Annotated in this window: 11 protein-coding genes; 10 read left to right on the forward strand and 1 reads right to left on the reverse strand. The window is 74.6% G+C overall.

The genetic code is table 11. The features are described from left to right. The first annotated feature begins 14 nt into the window (after nucleotides 1-14). From V7S47_RS23725 to V7S47_RS23765, 9 genes are all read left to right on the forward strand, one after another. The gene (locus tag V7S47_RS23725) at nucleotides 15-1,562 is read left to right on the forward strand and encodes an ABC transporter substrate-binding protein (protein WP_336563896.1); all 1,548 of its coding nucleotides are present in this window, start codon (nucleotides 15-17) and stop codon (nucleotides 1,560-1,562) included. 4 nt (nucleotides 1,563-1,566) lie between these two features. Then, nucleotides 1,567-2,565: an ABC transporter permease gene (locus V7S47_RS23730; RefSeq protein WP_336563897.1), complete on the forward strand. Its 999-nt coding sequence runs from the start codon at nucleotides 1,567-1,569 to the stop codon at nucleotides 2,563-2,565. A 3-nt stretch (nucleotides 2,566-2,568) separates the two neighbouring features. Continuing rightward, entirely contained in the window at nucleotides 2,569-4,491 is a 1,923-nt protein-coding gene (locus V7S47_RS23735) for a dipeptide/oligopeptide/nickel ABC transporter permease/ATP-binding protein (RefSeq protein ID WP_336563898.1), read from the forward strand. Then, complete coding sequence (locus V7S47_RS23740; RefSeq protein ID WP_336563899.1) at nucleotides 4,488-5,225, forward strand: ABC transporter ATP-binding protein; 738 nt, start codon at nucleotides 4,488-4,490, stop codon at nucleotides 5,223-5,225. The genes V7S47_RS23735 and V7S47_RS23740 overlap by 4 nt, the downstream gene beginning before the upstream one ends. Then, nucleotides 5,222-8,512, forward strand: a complete 3,291-nt coding sequence (locus tag V7S47_RS23745; protein WP_336563900.1) for a serine hydrolase — start codon at nucleotides 5,222-5,224, stop codon at nucleotides 8,510-8,512. Before V7S47_RS23740 ends, V7S47_RS23745 begins: the two co-directional genes overlap by 4 nt. After that, nucleotides 8,512-9,636: a M20/M25/M40 family metallo-hydrolase gene (locus V7S47_RS23750; protein ID WP_336563901.1), complete on the forward strand. Its 1,125-nt coding sequence runs from the start codon at nucleotides 8,512-8,514 to the stop codon at nucleotides 9,634-9,636. Before V7S47_RS23745 ends, V7S47_RS23750 begins: the two co-directional genes overlap by 1 nt. A gap of 23 nt (nucleotides 9,637-9,659) precedes the next feature. After that, nucleotides 9,660-10,544, forward strand: coding sequence for a GNAT family N-acetyltransferase (locus V7S47_RS23755; protein WP_442945377.1), 885 nt, complete (start codon nucleotides 9,660-9,662; stop codon nucleotides 10,542-10,544). Continuing rightward, a complete protein-coding gene (menC, locus tag V7S47_RS23760) occupies nucleotides 10,541-11,647 on the forward strand; it encodes an o-succinylbenzoate synthase (RefSeq protein WP_336563903.1) in 1,107 nt (368 codons plus the stop codon). Before V7S47_RS23755 ends, menC begins: the two co-directional genes overlap by 4 nt. Nucleotides 11,648-11,733: 86 nt before the next feature. Then, nucleotides 11,734-13,419 carry a PucR family transcriptional regulator gene (locus V7S47_RS23765; RefSeq protein WP_336563904.1) on the forward strand — a complete coding sequence of 562 codons (1,686 nt, stop codon included), beginning with the start codon at nucleotides 11,734-11,736 and terminating at the stop codon, nucleotides 13,417-13,419. A gap of 94 nt (nucleotides 13,420-13,513) precedes the next feature. Here the strand turns inward: V7S47_RS23765 and V7S47_RS23770 are convergent, their stop codons facing one another. After that, the gene (locus tag V7S47_RS23770) at nucleotides 13,514-14,398 is read right to left on the reverse strand and encodes an aldo/keto reductase (protein WP_336563905.1); all 885 of its coding nucleotides are present in this window, start codon (nucleotides 14,396-14,398) and stop codon (nucleotides 13,514-13,516) included. A 379-nt stretch (nucleotides 14,399-14,777) separates the two neighbouring features. Between V7S47_RS23770 and V7S47_RS23775 the strand changes: the two genes are divergently transcribed. Next, nucleotides 14,778-15,329 carry a TetR/AcrR family transcriptional regulator gene (locus tag V7S47_RS23775; protein ID WP_336563906.1) on the forward strand — a complete coding sequence of 184 codons (552 nt, stop codon included), beginning with the start codon at nucleotides 14,778-14,780 and terminating at the stop codon, nucleotides 15,327-15,329. Nucleotides 15,330-15,334: the final 5 nt, after the last annotated feature.

The following is a 15,334-nucleotide window of genomic DNA, read 5'->3' on the forward strand; positions in this document are numbered from 1 at the left end:
GAAGAGGACCCGCCATGAAGCCAGCCGTGCCCGCTCTCGGACTCTGCCTGACCGCCGCCCTGCTCGTGGGGTGCGGGGGATCCGACGACTCGGGCGGCGGGGGAGGCAGCGGCGAGTACGTCGACGGCGCCACCTTCACCATGGCCCTGGCCGGCGACCCCGGGAAGCTCGACCCGCACTCGTCGGCGAGCACCCAGCTCTTCACGGTCAACCAGCTCGCCTACGACAACCTGGTCTCGGTCGACAGCGAGACCGGCGAGATCCGCTCCCAGCTCGCGACCGACTGGGCGGTCGACGGCACGACGGTCACCCTCACCCTCGCGAAAGACGTCACCTGCGCCGACGGCAGCGCCCTGACGGCCACCACCGTCGCCGAGAACATCGCGTACGTCGGGGACCCGGCCAACCAGAGCGCCTACCTCGGCGTCTTCCTGCCGGCCGGGGCGACCGCGAAGGCCGACGACGCGGCCGGCACCGTGACCATCACCCTCGCCGAGCCCGCGCCGTTCGTGCTCAACGGGTTGGCCAGCCTGCCGATGGTCTGCGACGCGGGCCTGGCCGACCGGGCGTCGCTCGCGGACGGCACCTCCGGCTCGGGCCCCTACGAGCTGACCGAGGCCGTGCCCGGCGACCACTACACCTACGCGCTGCGCGAGGGCTACGCCTGGGGACCGGACGGCGCCACCACGGCCGAGAAGGGCCTGCCCGCGACCGTCGTCCTGAAGATCATCCAGAACGAGGGCACCGCCACCAACCTCCTGCTCGCCGGCGACCTCAACGCCGCGGCCGTCCAGGGGCCCGACGCGAAGCGGCTCGAGGCGGCGGACCTGTTCACCACCGAGACGCCGGCCCTGGTCGGGGAGCAGTGGTACAACCACGCCCCCGGGTCGGCGGCCAGCGACGCCGACGTGCGGATGGCGCTGACCCAGGCCCTCGACCTCGAGGAGCTGGCGTCGGTCGCGACCGCCGGTGCCGGGACCCCGGCCACCACGCTCGCCGCCATCCAGCCCACCTCGTGCCCGGGTGACTCGGTCTCGGGGTCGCTCCCGGGCCAGGACGTGGACGCGGCGAAGGCGGTCCTCGACGGCAAGAAGCTCACCTTCCTCTACTCCAGCGCGGCCGGCAGCGCGGTGGCCGCGGCCGCCGAGCTGGCCGTCCAGCAGTGGGACGAGGCCGGCGCGACGGTCACGGCCAAGGGGGTCGACGAGACCGCGCTCCAGGGTGCGGTGTTCGGGAGCGGTGAGTGGGACATCGCCTGGGTCCCGCTCAACGTGAACAGCCCCGACCAGCTGGTGCCGTTCCTGTCCGGGGCCGGTCCGGCCGACGGGGGCACCAACTTCTCCGGGATCGACAACGCCGACTACACCGCCGGGGTCGAGGCGGCCAGCGCCACCAACGGGGTGGAGGGCTGCGACGCCTGGCTGGAGGCCGAGTCGGCCCTGTTCTCCGCGGCCGACATCGTGCCCTTCGCCAACAACCAGGTGAAGACGTACGGCAACGGGGCGGAGTTCGAGTACCCCGGACAGCTGGTGCCCACCAGCATCCGGATGCTGGCGAAGTAGCACGATGGCCTCGGCGAGCTCGGTCGCCCCGGCGACCCCGCGGGTGGGCGCGGGAGTCCACCCCTGGGTGCGCTTCGGCGCACGACGGCTCGGGCGGCTGCTGGTCTCCCTGTGGGTGCTGGTCACCGCGTCGTTCCTGATGATCCACCTGATCCCGGGCGACCCGGTGCGGGGCGCCCTGGGGCCGACGGCTCCCGCGAGCCTGGTCGCCGCGAAGCGGGAGGCGATGGGGCTCGACGACCCGATCCTGGTGCAGTACTGGCACTACCTGCAGGGCCTGTTCACCGGTGACCTCGGCACCTCGCTCATCTCCCAGCTGCCGGTCTCGCAGATCGTGTCCCAGCGGTTGCCGGCGACGTTGCAGCTCGCGCTGCTGGCGTTCCTGGTCGCGGTGGCGGTCGCCGTACCGGTGGGGGTGAGCGTCGGCGTGCTGACCCGCGCCGGCCACGGCCGTCGTACCGAGCTGGTCTTCACCACGGGCAGCGTCGTGCTCGGGACCGTGCCGGACTTCCTGCTGGGCGTCGGGCTGGTCTACGTCTTCGGCGTGCAGCTGGACTGGCTCCCGGTCGCCGGCAACGACAGCGCGAGCGCGTACGTGCTGCCGGTGCTCGCCCTGGCCATCGGGCCGGCCGCGATCCTGGCCCGCATCGTCCGGGTCGAGATGGTCGCGGTGCTCGAGGCCGACTTCGTGCGGACCGCGCGGGCCAAGCGGCTGCCCCGGCGCACGATCCACCTCGGCCACGCCCTCCCGAACGCGCTCACCGCGTCCCTCACCCTGGGCGGGCTGTTCCTCAGCTCGATGGTGGCCGGCACGGTCCTGGTCGAGAACGTCTTCGCCTGGCCGGGCCTCGGCAGCACGATCGTCTCCTCGATCCTCACCAAGGACTACCAGGTCGTGCAGGCCGTCGTCCTCGTGTACGGCGTGGGCGTGCTGGTCGTGAACACCCTCGTCGACGTGGCCCTCGCGCTGCTCGACCCGCGCTCGACGATCCGGGAGGACTGAGCCGTGCAGCGCTGGAAGTCCGTGCTCCGCACCCCGCTGGGGCTGACCGCGACGATCCTCACCCTGGCCGTGCTGGTGCTGGCCGTCGTCGCTCCGATGCTCTGGACCGGCGACGCGGACGCGGTCGACACCGACGACATCCTCTCCGGCCCGTCGGCCGAGCACTGGGCCGGCACCGACAACCTGGGCCGCGACATCTTCTTCCGGACCCTGGTGGCCACCCGGCTCTCGGTCGAGCTGGCCCTGGCCGCGACCGCCATCGCCGTCGCCGTCGGTCTGGTGCTCGGCACCGCGTCGTTCCTGCTCGGTCGCCGGTCCGGACGACTGGTCACGGCCGGCATCAACATCGCCGTGGCCTTCCCGGGGATCCTGCTCGCACTGTTCTTCGCGGTCGTGTTCGGCGTCGGTGCCACCGGGGCGGTGCTCGCGATCGGCATCGCCGGCGCCCCGATGTTCGGCCGGCTGACCCAGACGCTGGTGGCCGGCGTCGAGGCGCGCGACTACGTCGCGGCGGCCCGCGTCGCCGGCGTCGGCCGGGTCCGGATCCTGCTGCGGCACGTGCTGCCGAACATCGCCGAGCCCCTGGTCATCAACGCCACCATCGGCGCCGGCGGCGCTCTGCTCTCCTTCGCCGGCCTGTCCTTCCTGGGCCTCGGCGTCCAGCAGCCGTCGTACGACTGGGGCCGGCTGCTCTTCGACGGCATCACGTCGATCTACGTGAACCCGGCCGCCGCGCTGGCCCCCGGAGCGGCGGTGCTGCTCGCGGGCCTGGCGCTCAACCTGCTCGGCGAGTCGGCGGCCAAGGCGCTCGGCGTCGGCGTGGTGGGCGGGATCCCCGCGCTCCCGGCCGTCGCCCGGGTCGCGCCGGCCGAGCCGGTGGCGGAGGGAGCCGGCCACGAGAGCTCCGACCTGGTCCTCGACGTCCGTGAGCTCGAGGTCACCTTCCCCGGGCCGACCGGTCCGATCCGCCCGGTCCGCGGCGTCACCTTCGCCGTACGACGGGGCGAGGCGGTCGGCATCGTGGGGGAGTCCGGCTCGGGCAAGTCCCTGACGGCGCTGGCCGTCAGCCGGCTGGTGGCCGAGACGGGTCGGGTCGACGCGGACCGGCTGGAGCTGCTCGGACACGACCTGCGCGGGCCGGACACCCGGGCGCAGCGACGGCTCCTCGGCACCTCGCTGGCCATGGTCTTCCAGGACCCGATGACGTCGTTCAACCCCACGCGGCGCATCGGCGGGCAGCTGGCCGAGGTCTCGCGCCACCACCACGGGCTGGACCGGCGCGCCGCGCTGGGCCGGGCCGTGGACCGGCTGAGGGCGGTGCGGATCTCCGACCCGGAGCGCCGCGCCCGCCAGTACCCGCACGAGTTCTCGGGCGGGATGCGCCAGCGGGCGATGATCGGGATGGGCCTGATGGGCTCCCCGGCCCTGGTCGTGGCCGACGAGCCGACCACGGCGCTCGACGTCACCGTCCAGCAGCAGGTCCTCGACCTGCTCGCGGCGATCCGGGAGCAGGACGACGTCGCGCTGGTGCTGATCAGCCACGACGTGGCGGTCGTCGCGCAGGTGTGCGACCGGGTGCTGGTCATGTACGCCGGCCGGATCGTCGAGGACCTGCCCGCCGCCGACCTGCACACCGCCGCCCGGCACCCCTACACGCGAGCGCTGGCGGCCGCCGTACCGGACATGGAGACGGACCTGGACCAGCCGCTCGCCGTCATCCCGGGCCGGCCGGTGGACCCGGCCGACGTCCCCGTCGGCTGCGCGTACGCCGCCCGCTGCCCGCTGGCCACCGCGCGCTGCCGCGAGCAGGACCCGCCGCTGGAGACCGACGCGGCCGGCCGTCGGGTGGCCTGCTGGCACGCCGACGAGGCCCTGGAGCTGGGGATCGACGAGCTCGGCTCGCTGGCGGAGGTGGAGGCGTCGTGACCAGCCTGCGGTTCGACGACGTGACCGTGCGATACGGCGCCACGACCGCGGTCGACGGGGTCAGCCTCACCGTGCGCTCCGGTCAGGTCGTCGGCCTGGTAGGGGAGTCCGGGTCGGGCAAGTCGACGCTGGCCCGGGCCGCGGTCGGGCTGGCGCCGGTGCACGGCGGGTCGATCCTGCTCGGCGGCGAGCCGGTGCCCACCCGCGGTCGGCACCGGCCGCTCCAGATGGTCTTCCAGGACCCCTACTCCTCCCTCGACCCGCGGATGTCCATCGGCGAGAGCATCGCCGAGGCGATCCCGCGGGGCAGCTCCCGGGCCGAGCGGCGGGCCGAGGTCGAGCGGCTGCTGGAGCTGGTCCAGCTCGACCCCGGCCGCTCGGCGGCGCTCCCCGCCCGGCTCTCCGGCGGCCAGCGGCAGCGGGTCGCCCTGGCCCGGGCGCTCGCCGGCCGGCCCGAAGTGGTCGTCGCCGACGAGATCACCTCCGCGCTCGACGTCTCGATCCAGGGCGCCGTGCTCAACCTGGTGCGCGAGCTCCAGGCCGAGCTCGGTCTCTCGATGCTGTTCATCTCGCACAACCTCGCCGTGGTCCGGTACGTCGCGTCGCACGTCGCCGTGATGCACCAGGGCCGGATCGTCGAACAGGGCCCGACCGACCGGGTGCTGGCCCAGCCCGACCACGACTACACGCGCGCGCTGCTGGCCGCCGTACCCGGGAGAAGGAGCACCTCATGACCTCACGCATGCGCCTCGACGACCTGACCGACCTCGCCGTCCCCTCGCAGCCGGCGCTGGCGCCGGACGGCTCGCGGGCCGTCTACGTGCTCCGCACCCTGGACGCCGCGGCCGACCGCAGCGTCGACCGGCTCTGGAGCGTCGACCTGCCCGGCGGGACCCCGCGACCGCTGACCGCCGGTCCCGAGGACTCGGCGCCCGCCTGGTCACCCGACGGCACCCGGCTGGCCTTCCTGCGCGCCGGCCAGGTCCACCTCCTCCACACCGGCGGTGGCGAGCCCGAACGGGTCACCGAGCTGCCGCTGGGCGCGGGCGCGCCGGTCTGGTCGCCCGCCGGGGACCGGCTGGCGCTCCTGGCGCCGGTCGACCCCACCGACGGCACCGGTCCGCTCGTGACGACCCGGCTGGACTACCAGTCCGACGGCGCCGGCCTCGTCGGCCCGGTACGACGCCAGCTGCACCTGGTCGACCTCGGCACCGGCGCCGTGCGCCAGCTGACCGACGGCCCCGAGCACGTCGGCTCGCCCGCGTTCTCGCCCGACGGCACGACCCTGGCCTTCACCCGCGGCGTCGGCGCCGACACCGACCTGACCTTCCGGTCCGCCGTGCACCTGCTCGACCTCGAGGACCCGAAAGCGCGGCCGCGGATCGTCGCCCTGGCCGACGGCGTCGCCGGCACGGTCTCCTTCGCACCCGACGGCGCCAGCCTCCTGGTGGTCGGCTTCCCGGGCGACCCGGTGGGCCACCAGCACCTGCTCCGCGTGCCGCTGGACGGCGGGCCGCTGGTCGACCTGGCCGGCCACCTGGACCGCAACGTGATGCCCGGCGGCCCGGCGTACCCCGGAGCCTTGCCGGTCGAGCTCGCCGACGGCCGGGTGCTGCTCGCCCTGCGCGACCGCGGCTGCACCCACCTGTGGGCGGTCGGCGCCGACGAGGGGCCCGTGGTCGGCGGGACCGGTCGGGTCGTGTCGGGGCTGTCGGTGGTCGGCGACACGGCGGTGGTCGCGCTGGCCACCCCCACGTCGTACGGCGAGATCGTGGCGGTCGACCTGGCCACCGGGACCGAGACGGTGCTGACCGACCACGGCGCCGCGCTCGGCGATGTCGAGCTGTTCGTGCGCGAGGAGCGCACGTTCGCCATCGGCGACGGCACCGAGGTGCAGGCCTGGCTGGTCCGCGACCCGGCGCTGCGCGGGCCGCGGCCGCTGCTGGTCGACGTGCACGGCGGCCCGCACAACGCCTGGAACGGCGCGGCCGACGAGATGCACCCCTACCACCAGGAGCTGGCCGCGCGCGGCTGGACGGTGCTCCTGGTCAACCCGCGGGGGAGCGACGGGTACGGCGAGGCGTTCTACGACGCGGTCCACGGCGCCTGGGGGGTCGCCGACGCGAACGACTTCCTGGAGCCGGTCGACGCGCTGGTGGCCGAGGGGCTGGCCGACCCGGAGCGGCTGGCGATCACCGGCTACAGCTACGGCGGCTTCATGACCTGCTGGCTGACCGGCCGCGACCACCGGTTCAAGGCGGCGGTCGCCGGCGGCGTGGTCAGCGACCTGGTGAGCATGTACGGCACCTGCGACGACGGCACCTGCCTGAGCAGCTTCGAGCTGGGCGGCACCCCCTGGGAGCAGCCCGAGCGGTACGCCGCGATGTCGCCGCTCACCCATGTCGCCGGGCTCAGCACGCCCACCCTGGTGCTGCACGGTGGCGAGGACCGGACCTGCGCGGTCGGCCAGGCCCAGCAGTGGTTCACCTCGCTGCGCGAGCGGGGCGTGCCGACCGAGCTGGTGCTCTACCCCGGCGCCGCGCACGCGTTCGTCCTCCTCGGGCCGCCGTCGCAGCGGATCGACTACGGCCGCCGGGTCGTCGACTGGGTCGAGCAGCACACGCTGCGGGCCGGCCGGCCGCGCGTCGACATCGCCCGCTGGCAGCGCCGGCTGGCGCAGCTCGCCGAGCGGCACGGCGTGCCCGGCGCGCAGCTGGGCATCCTGCGGCTCACGCCCGACGGCGACGACGAGCTGGCGACCTCGTCGTACGGCGTCCTGAACACGCGGACCGGCGTCCCGACGACCGACGAGTCGCTGTTCCAGATCGGCTCGATCTCCAAGGTCTGGACCGCCACGGTGGCGATGCAGCTGGTCGACGAGGGGCTGCTGGAGCTCGACGGGCCGATCGTCGAGGTGCTGCCCGAGCTGCGCCTCGCCGACCCCGACGTGACCAAGAGGGTGACCCTGCGCCACCTGCTCACCCACACCAGCGGCATCGACGGCGACGTGTTCACCGACACCGGTCGCGGCGACGACTGCCTCGAGAAGTACGTCGACCTGCTCGCCGACGCCGCCCAGAACCACCCGCTCGGCGCGACCTGGTCCTATTGCAACTCGGGCTACTCGCTGATGGGCCGGCTGATCGAGAAGGTCACCGGGCTCACCTGGGACGCCGCGATGCGCGAGCGGCTCTTCACCCCGCTCGGCCTGAGCAGCACCGTCACCCTCCCCGAGGAGGCGCTGCTGTACGGCGCCGCCGCGGGGCACGAGGACCAGGACGGCGTCCCGGTCACCGCGCCGATCTGGCAGCTGCCCCGCTCGCTCGGCCCGGCCGGGCTGATCACGTCCACCGTCACCGACCTGCTCGGCTTCGCCCGGCTGCACCTCACCGGCGGGCTGGCTGCCGACGGGACCCGGCTGCTGAGCGAGTCCGCCGCCGCGCAGATGGCCGAGCACCAGGCCGACCTGCCGGACAAGTACATCCTCGGCGACTCCTGGGGCCTGGGCTGGATCCGCTTCGGCTGGGGCGAGGACGGCGGGCGCCGGGTGATCGGCCACGACGGCAACACCATCGGCCAGGCCGCGTTCCTGCGCGTCCTGCCCGAGGCCGGGCTCGCGGTCGCGCTGCTGACCAACGGCGGGCACACCCGCGACCTCTACGAGGATCTCTACCGCGAGCTGTTCGCCGAGCTGGCCGACGTCGAGATCCCCGCGGCGTTCGCCCCGCCCGCGGCGCCGGTCGACGTCGACGTCACGCCGTACGTCGGCACCTACGCCCGCGCGTCGGTGCGGATGGAGGTGCTGGCCGAGGGGCCGACCCTGCGGACCACGCTGCTCGGTCCGATCGCCGAGATGGTCCCGGACCCGGTCGAGGAGCACCCGCTGGTCCCGGTCGGGCCCGGCCTGTTCGCCGTCCGGCCGGAGGGCGTGGAGACCTGGGCGCCGGTGACCTTCTACGACCTGCCGACCGGGGAGCGCTACCTGCACTTCGGCGTGCGGGCGACCCCGCGGGTCGACTGATGGACCTCGACCTGCTCCTCGACGACCTGCGCACGATGATCGAGTGCGAGGCGCCCTCGTCGGACCTGGCCGCGGTCGCCCGCTCGGCGGCGGTCGTCGCGGGCCTCGGCACCACGCGGCTCGGGGTCGCCCCGGAGACGCTGGTCGTCGATGGTCGCACCCACCTGCGCTGGCGACTCGGCGCCGGCCCGCACCGGGTGCTGGTCGTCGGCCACCACGACACGGTCTGGCCGATCGGGACGCTGCAGCGGACGCCGTACTCGGTGGTGGACGGAGTGCTGCGCGGTCCCGGCTGCTTCGACATGCTGGCCGGCCTGGCCCTGGCCTTCCACGCCCTGCCCGGCCTCGACGGCGTGACGCTGCTGGTCACCGGTGACGAGGAGCTCGGCTCGCCGTCCTCGCGCGGACTGGTCGAGGACGAGGCCCGCGCCCACGAGGCCGCGCTGGTGCTGGAGGCCTCGGCCGACGGCGGCGCGCTGAAGACCGAGCGCAAGGGCGTCTCCCTGTACGACGTCCGCGTGACCGGTCGCGCCGCGCACGCCGGCCTGGAGCCCGAGCGGGGCGTCAACGCGACCCTCGAGCTGGCCCACCAGGCCCTCGCGGTCAGCGCGCTGGCCGATCCCGCGCTGGGCACGACGGTCACGCCGACCCTGCTGGCCGCGGGGACGACGACCAACACCGTGCCGGCGGCGGGCTCCTTCGCCGTCGACGTGCGGGTCCGCACGCGGGCCGAGCAGGAGCGGGTCGACGCCGCCCTGCGGGCGCTGCGACCGACCCTGGACGGCGCGGTCGTCGAGGTCGCCGGCGGACCCAACCGCCCGCCGCTCGAGGCGGCGTCGTCCGCCGCGCTGCTGGCCCGGGCCCGGGCGCTGAGCCCGGAGCCGCTGAGCGCGGTCGCCGTCGGGGGTGCCTCCGACGGCAACCTGACCGCCGGGGTCGGCACCCCCACCCTCGACGGACTCGGAGCGGTCGGTGGCGGGGCGCACGCCGAGGGCGAGCACGTCCTCGTCGAGCACCTGCTGCCGCGGGCCACGTTGCTCCGTGCGCTCGTCACCGACCTGCTCGACCGGCCGCTGGCCGACCCGACGAACTCCCTCGCCACGGCTGGTCGGGGACGACCATGACGCAGCGCCCCGACCTGACCAGCATGGGAACCGTGAGCAACCTGACCGCCGTCGACCCCGACCTCGACCACGCCGTGCAGGCGGCCGACGCCGCCGCGCTCGCGGCCGGAGTCGCCGTCCGCGAGCTGACCGACCTGTCGGACCTGGAGGACGCGGTGCGGCTCTACGCGACCATCTGGGGCCGCGACGCGAACCCACCGGTGACCGTCGAGTTGCTCCGCGCCTTCGCCAAGGCCGGCAACTACGTCGGCGGCGCCTTCGACGGCCACCGCCTGGTCGGCGCCTGCGTCGGCTTCTTCCACGCGCCGTCCGAGGACGCCCTGCACAGCCACATCGCCGGGGTGGCCCGCGACCTGGCCGGCCGGCACGTCGGCTTCGCGCTGAAGCTGCACCAGCGGGCCTGGGCCATGCTGCGCGGCGTCTCCGACATCGTCTGGACCTTCGACCCGCTGGTCAGCCGGAACGCCTACTTCAACCTGGCCAAGCTGGCCGCCGAGCCGGTCGAGTACCTGCCGAACTTCTACGGCACCATGCTCGACACCATCAACGGTGTCGACGACTCCGACCGGCTGCTGGTGCGGTGGCGGCTGCGCGACCCGGCGGTGGTGGCCGCCTGCGCCGGCGGCCCCGGGCTCGCCCCGGTCTCGGTCGCCGATGAGCTGGCCGCCGGAGCCGTGGTCGCCCTCGGCCGCTCGCGGACGGGGACCCCGGTCGCCGGCCCGCTCGACGGACCGGTCTCGCTGGTCGCCGTACCCGCGGACATCGGGGTGCTGCGGGCGGAGGACCCGGGGCTCGCGCACGCCTGGCGCAACGCCGTCCGCGAGGCGCTGACCACGCTGGTCACGGGCGGGGGCCGGGTGAGCGGCTTCGACCGGGCCGGCTGGTACGTCGTCCGGGGCACGCGATGAAGCTCGAGGGCGTGGAGCTGCGCCGGATCTCGATGCCGCTGGTCGCGCCGTTTCGCACGTCCTTCGGCACCCAGACCACCCGGCACCTGCTGCTCCTGCGGGTCGTCACCGACGTCGGCGAGGGCTGGGGGGAGTGCGTCGCGATGGTCGACCCGCTCTACTCCTCCGAGTACGTCGACGCCGCCGTCGACGTGCTGCAGCGGTTCCTGGTCCCGGCTCTCGGTGCCGCCGGGGACCTCGACGCACCGGCCGTGGCGCGGGTGCTGGCCCCCTTCAAGGGACACCGGATGGCCAAGGCGGCGCTGGAGATGGGGGTGCTCGACGCGGAGCTGCGCGCCGGCGGCCGCTCGTTCGCCCGGGAGCTCGGCGCGGCTCACGACCGGGTCCCGTGCGGCGTCTCGGTCGGGATCATGGACAGCGTCCCGGCCCTGCTCGACGCCGTCGGCGGCTACCTCGACGAGGGCTACCTGCGGATCAAGCTGAAGATCGAGCCCGGCTGGGACGTCGAGCCGGTGCGCGCCGTCCGGGAGCGGTACGGCGACGACGTGCTGCTCCAGGTCGACGCGAACACGGCGTACACGCTCGCCGACGCGCGGCACCTGGCCCGGCTGGACCCGTTCGACCTGCTGCTGATCGAGCAACCGCTGGAGGAGGACGACGTCCTCGGCCACGCCGACCTGGCCCGGCTGATCCGCACGCCGGTCTGCCTCGACGAGTCGATCACCTCGGCCCAGTCGGCCGCGGCCGCGCTGCGGCTGGGGGCCTGCTCGGTGGTGAACATCAAGCCCGGGCGGGTGGGTGGCTACCTGGAGGCGCGGCGGATCCACGACCTGTGCGCCGCGCACGGCGTCCCGGTCTGGTGCGGCGGGATGCTGGAGACCGGCCTCGGTCGGGCGGCGAACGTGGCGCTGGCCGCGCTGCCGGGCTTCACGATGCCGGGCGACACCTCCGGGTCGGGCCGCTACTACCGCACCGACGTCACCGAGCCGTTCGTGCTCGCCGACGGCCACCTCGCGGTGCCCCAGGGGCCGGGGCTCGGCGTGGAGCCGCTCCCGGAGGCGTTGGCCGAGGTCACCACCGGCGTGGCGTGGGTCGCGGTCTGAGCGTTCGTCCGATCCGACGAATCGGGCGCTGGATGCGGTCGGATCGGACGACGTAGGGTCGCCGTACCGACCCCTACGGTCCAGAGGTGGCCACCACCATGAGCACGCCCGTTGTCCGACCCCGCGCGAGCCTCGGTCGCGTGCTCGACGACCTGGGAGCGTCGCTGCTCGACCTGGTCCACGGCGTCCCCGAGCGCGACCTCGACATCGGGGGCGTGGTGATCCACGACCCCGCGGACGAGCCGGTGTTGCCGCCCGGTGCGCTGGTGCTCGGGGTGGGCGTGGCCGCCGAGGACGTCGTCGACCTGCTGGGGTCGCTGGGGGAGCAGGACGCGGCCGGGCTGGTGCTGCGCGCTCCGGTGCCGGTGACCGACGAGGTGCGCGCGGCCGCCGACCGGGCCGGAGTGGCCGTGCTGGGGCTGAGTCGAGGTGCCCCCTGGGCCCACCTGGCCGCCATGCTGCGCTCCCTGCTCGCCGAGGGCGACGTGGCCGTCGCCGACTCGGAGTCGCTCGGCGGGCTGCCGTCGGGCGACCTGTTCGCGGTCGCCAACGCGGTCGCCGCGCTGCTCGACGCCCCGGTCACCATCGAGGACCGCAGCTCGCGGGTGCTGGCCTTCTCGGGCCGCCAGGACGAGGCCGACCCCTCGCGCGTCGAGACGATCCTGGGGCGTCAGGTCCCCGAGCGCTACTCGCGGATCCTGCAGGAGCGCGGGGTCTTCCGCGAGCTGCACCGCAGCGACCGTCCGGTCTACATCGAGCCGGTGAACGAGGCCGGCGACCCGTTCTCGATGCCCCGCGTGGCGGTCGCGGTCCGGGCCGGCGAGGAGGTGCTCGGCTCCATCTGGGCCGCCGTGCGCGGCCCGCTCAGCGACGAGCGCACCGAGGCGCTCTGCGACGCGGCCAAGCTGGTCGCACTGCACCTCCTGCGGGTCCGCGCGGGCGCGGACGTGCAGCGGCGGCTGCGCACCGACCTGCTCAGCCAGGCGCTGGAGGGCGGCCCGGGCGCGCGGGAGGCGGCCGAGCGGCTGGGCCTGAGCGGGCAGTCGCTGATGGTGCTGGGCGTGGCCGTCGTACGTCCGTCGGTGGAGGCGGCGCCCGACGCGGACCCGATCGTCGACCTGGGGGGTGATCCCGTCGTCGCGCACGACCGGCAGCGGGTGGGCGACGCGTTCGCGATGCACCTGAGCGCGCTGCACCCGCGCTCGGCGTCCGCGTTGGTCGGCGACGTGACCTACGGACTGGTGCCGCTGCCGCGCGGCGTCGCGGACGGCGAGGACCGCGCGCTCCGGATCGCCCGCGACTTCCTGGAGCGGGTCGGCGACCGGGCCACCGTGGTCGTGGCCATCGGCCCGGTCGCGGCCGAGGTCGGCGCCCTCCCCGACGCCCGGGCCGGCGTCGACCGCACCCTCCGCGTGCTTCGCGAGGGGCGCGGCGATCGCCGGGTGGCCCGGCTCGCCGACGTCCAGGTCGAGGCTCTGATGACCGACCTGCGCGACATGGTCGCCGCCCGCGGCGACCGCCCGACCGGCTCGCTGGCCCGGCTGATCGACTACGACCGGGTCCACCAGAGCCAGCTCGTCCAGACCCTCGAGGCCTGGCTGGACGCGTTCGGCGACGTGGTCGCCGCCGCGGCGACGGTGTACGTCCACCCCAACACGTTCCGCTACCGGCTGCGCCGGGTCGCCGAGGTCGGCGAGCTCAACCTGACCGACCCCGACGCCCGGTTCGTGGCGATGCTGCAGCTGCGGGTGCTCGGCGCGGACGGCGGGTGAGCCGCCGGCTGACCTGAAGACGCCGCTTGGTCACAAACGGCAACTAAGAGCCCTCCTAGTCGCTGAATGTGACCAATCAGCACGACCCGACCGGCTACGAGGCGTCGAGCCGGGCCAGCTCGTCGGCGGTCAGGTCGATCTCGGCCGCGGCGGCGGAGTCGCGGATCGACTGGGGCCGCTTGGCGCCGGGGATCGGGATCACCTGCGGTGACTGGGCCAGCTCCCAGGCCAGCGCGACCTGCTGCGGGCTGACCTCGCGAGCGGCCGCGACCTCGGCGAAGGCCGGGTGCTTCTCGGCCAGCTCCTTGGCGTCGCCGAGGCCGCCGAGCGGGCTCCACGGCAGGAAGGCCAGGCCGAGCTCGTCGCAGACGTCGATCTCGGGGGCGCTGGTGCGGAAGGCGGGGGAGAACTGGTTCTGCACGCTCACCAGGTGCTCGCCCAGCACGGTGTGGGCGAGCCGGATCTGGGCGGGGTCGGCGTTGGAGAGACCGACCATCCGCACCTTGCCGGACTCGGCGATCTCGCGCAGCGTGCCGACGACCTCCTCGTACGGGACCTTCGGGTCCGGGCGGTGGTGCTGCCACAGGTCGATCTGCTCGACCCCGAGCCGCTCCCGGCTGGCGTCCACGGCCTGGTGGAGGTGCTCCGCCGAGGAGTCCAGCGCCCAGGCGCCGCCGGCGCTGCGGACGTGCCCGCCCTTGGTGGCGAGCAGGACCCGGTCCCGCACGCCGAGCTCGTCGAGGAGCGAGGCGATCAGCCGTTCGTTGGCCCCCTGCGCGTGCTCGCCCAGCTCCTCGCCGGGACCGTAGGCGTCGGCGGTGTCGAAGAGCGTGACGCCGGCGTCGAGCGCCGTACGGATCGTGTCGAGCAGCTGCTCGCGGGGCTGGGTCCCGGTCTGGTCGAACGTCATCAGGCCGAGCCCGATCGCGCCCACCTCCACGGTGCCGACGGTCTCGTTGCCCAGGGTGCGTGTCCTCATGGGTGGATCGTTACCCATTCCTCGGCGAGGACCGCCACACCTCGGTGTCCCATCGGCGACCGGCGTGCTCGAAGTCCTGGCGCAGGGTGCCGTCGTGCTTCATGCCCAGCCGTACGGCGACCGTCGGAGGCGGTGCCGTCGGCGTACCGCTGCAGGAAGGCGCGGGCGGCGTCCTCGTCGGTGATCGACACGCCCCAGGGGAGCCAGGGAGCCAGGTGCGCGCGATGGCGCTCGACGTAGGCTGCGAACGTCGGCGCCTGCCATGGCTCGAGCGGGCGGAGCTCGGCGTCGGTGCCGAGGGAGTGGGCGAGCATCGGACCTCCAGGAGCGGCGGGAGTACGGCGTGCCAAGTCGACCACGGCGCCACTAGCCTCGCCCCGTGACCGTGGGGACGACGAGGGAGCTGATCGCCGCCGAGGCGCGCCGGCAGTTCATGGCCCAGGGGTACGCCGCCACGTCGGTGCGCGGGGTGGCGGGCGCGGCCGGGATCGATCCGGCCCTGGTGATCCGGCACTTCGGGTCCAAGGAGCAGCTGTTCCTGGCGACGGTCGACGTCGAGGGTCCGTTCGCGCCGGCACTGGCCGGCCCGCTCACCGGGATGGGGGAGCGACTGGTCGCGCTGGTCCTGGACGAGCGGCTCTCGGGGGTGCTGCGGACGCCGTACCGCGCCATGATCCGGGCCACCGACAGCGCCGCCGTGCGCGAGCAGCTGGTCGCGGCGATGGAGGCCACGCTGGCGCGGCCGCTGGCCGAGCGGCTCGAGGGTCCGGACGCGGAGCTGCGCGCCCACCTGGTCGCCGCCCAGGTGGGCGGCCTGCTGGAGGCGCTGGTGATCCTGGAGGACCCGACCGTCGTCGACGCCGATGCGGCGTCCGTCGCGCGTCTCTACGGGGCCGCGGTGTCAACGCTGTTGACACCGCCTCCGGGCTAACCCAC

The sequence above is a fragment of the Nocardioides sp. CCNWLW216 genome, from assembly GCF_037120545.1.
Classification (GTDB): domain Bacteria; phylum Actinomycetota; class Actinomycetes; order Propionibacteriales; family Nocardioidaceae; genus Nocardioides; species Nocardioides lianchengensis.

Bases quoted from the DNA above. Each gene is read 5' to 3' on its own strand.
- V7S47_RS23725 (WP_336563896.1), top strand. From the start codon at position 15: ATGAAGCCAGCCGTGCCCGCTCTCGGACTCTGCCTGACCGCCGCCCTG.
- V7S47_RS23730 (WP_336563897.1), top strand. From the start codon at position 1,567: ATGGCCTCGGCGAGCTCGGTCGCCCCGGCGACCCCGCGGGTGGGCGCG.
- V7S47_RS23745 (WP_336563900.1), top strand. From the start codon at position 5,222: ATGACCTCACGCATGCGCCTCGACGACCTGACCGACCTCGCCGTCCCC.
- V7S47_RS23750 (WP_336563901.1), top strand. From the start codon at position 8,512: ATGGACCTCGACCTGCTCCTCGACGACCTGCGCACGATGATCGAGTGC.
- V7S47_RS23755 (WP_442945377.1), top strand. From the start codon at position 9,660: ATGGGAACCGTGAGCAACCTGACCGCCGTCGACCCCGACCTCGACCAC.
- menC (WP_336563903.1), top strand. From the start codon at position 10,541: ATGAAGCTCGAGGGCGTGGAGCTGCGCCGGATCTCGATGCCGCTGGTC.
- V7S47_RS23770 (WP_336563905.1), bottom strand. From the start codon at position 14,398: ATGAGGACACGCACCCTGGGCAACGAGACCGTCGGCACCGTGGAGGTG.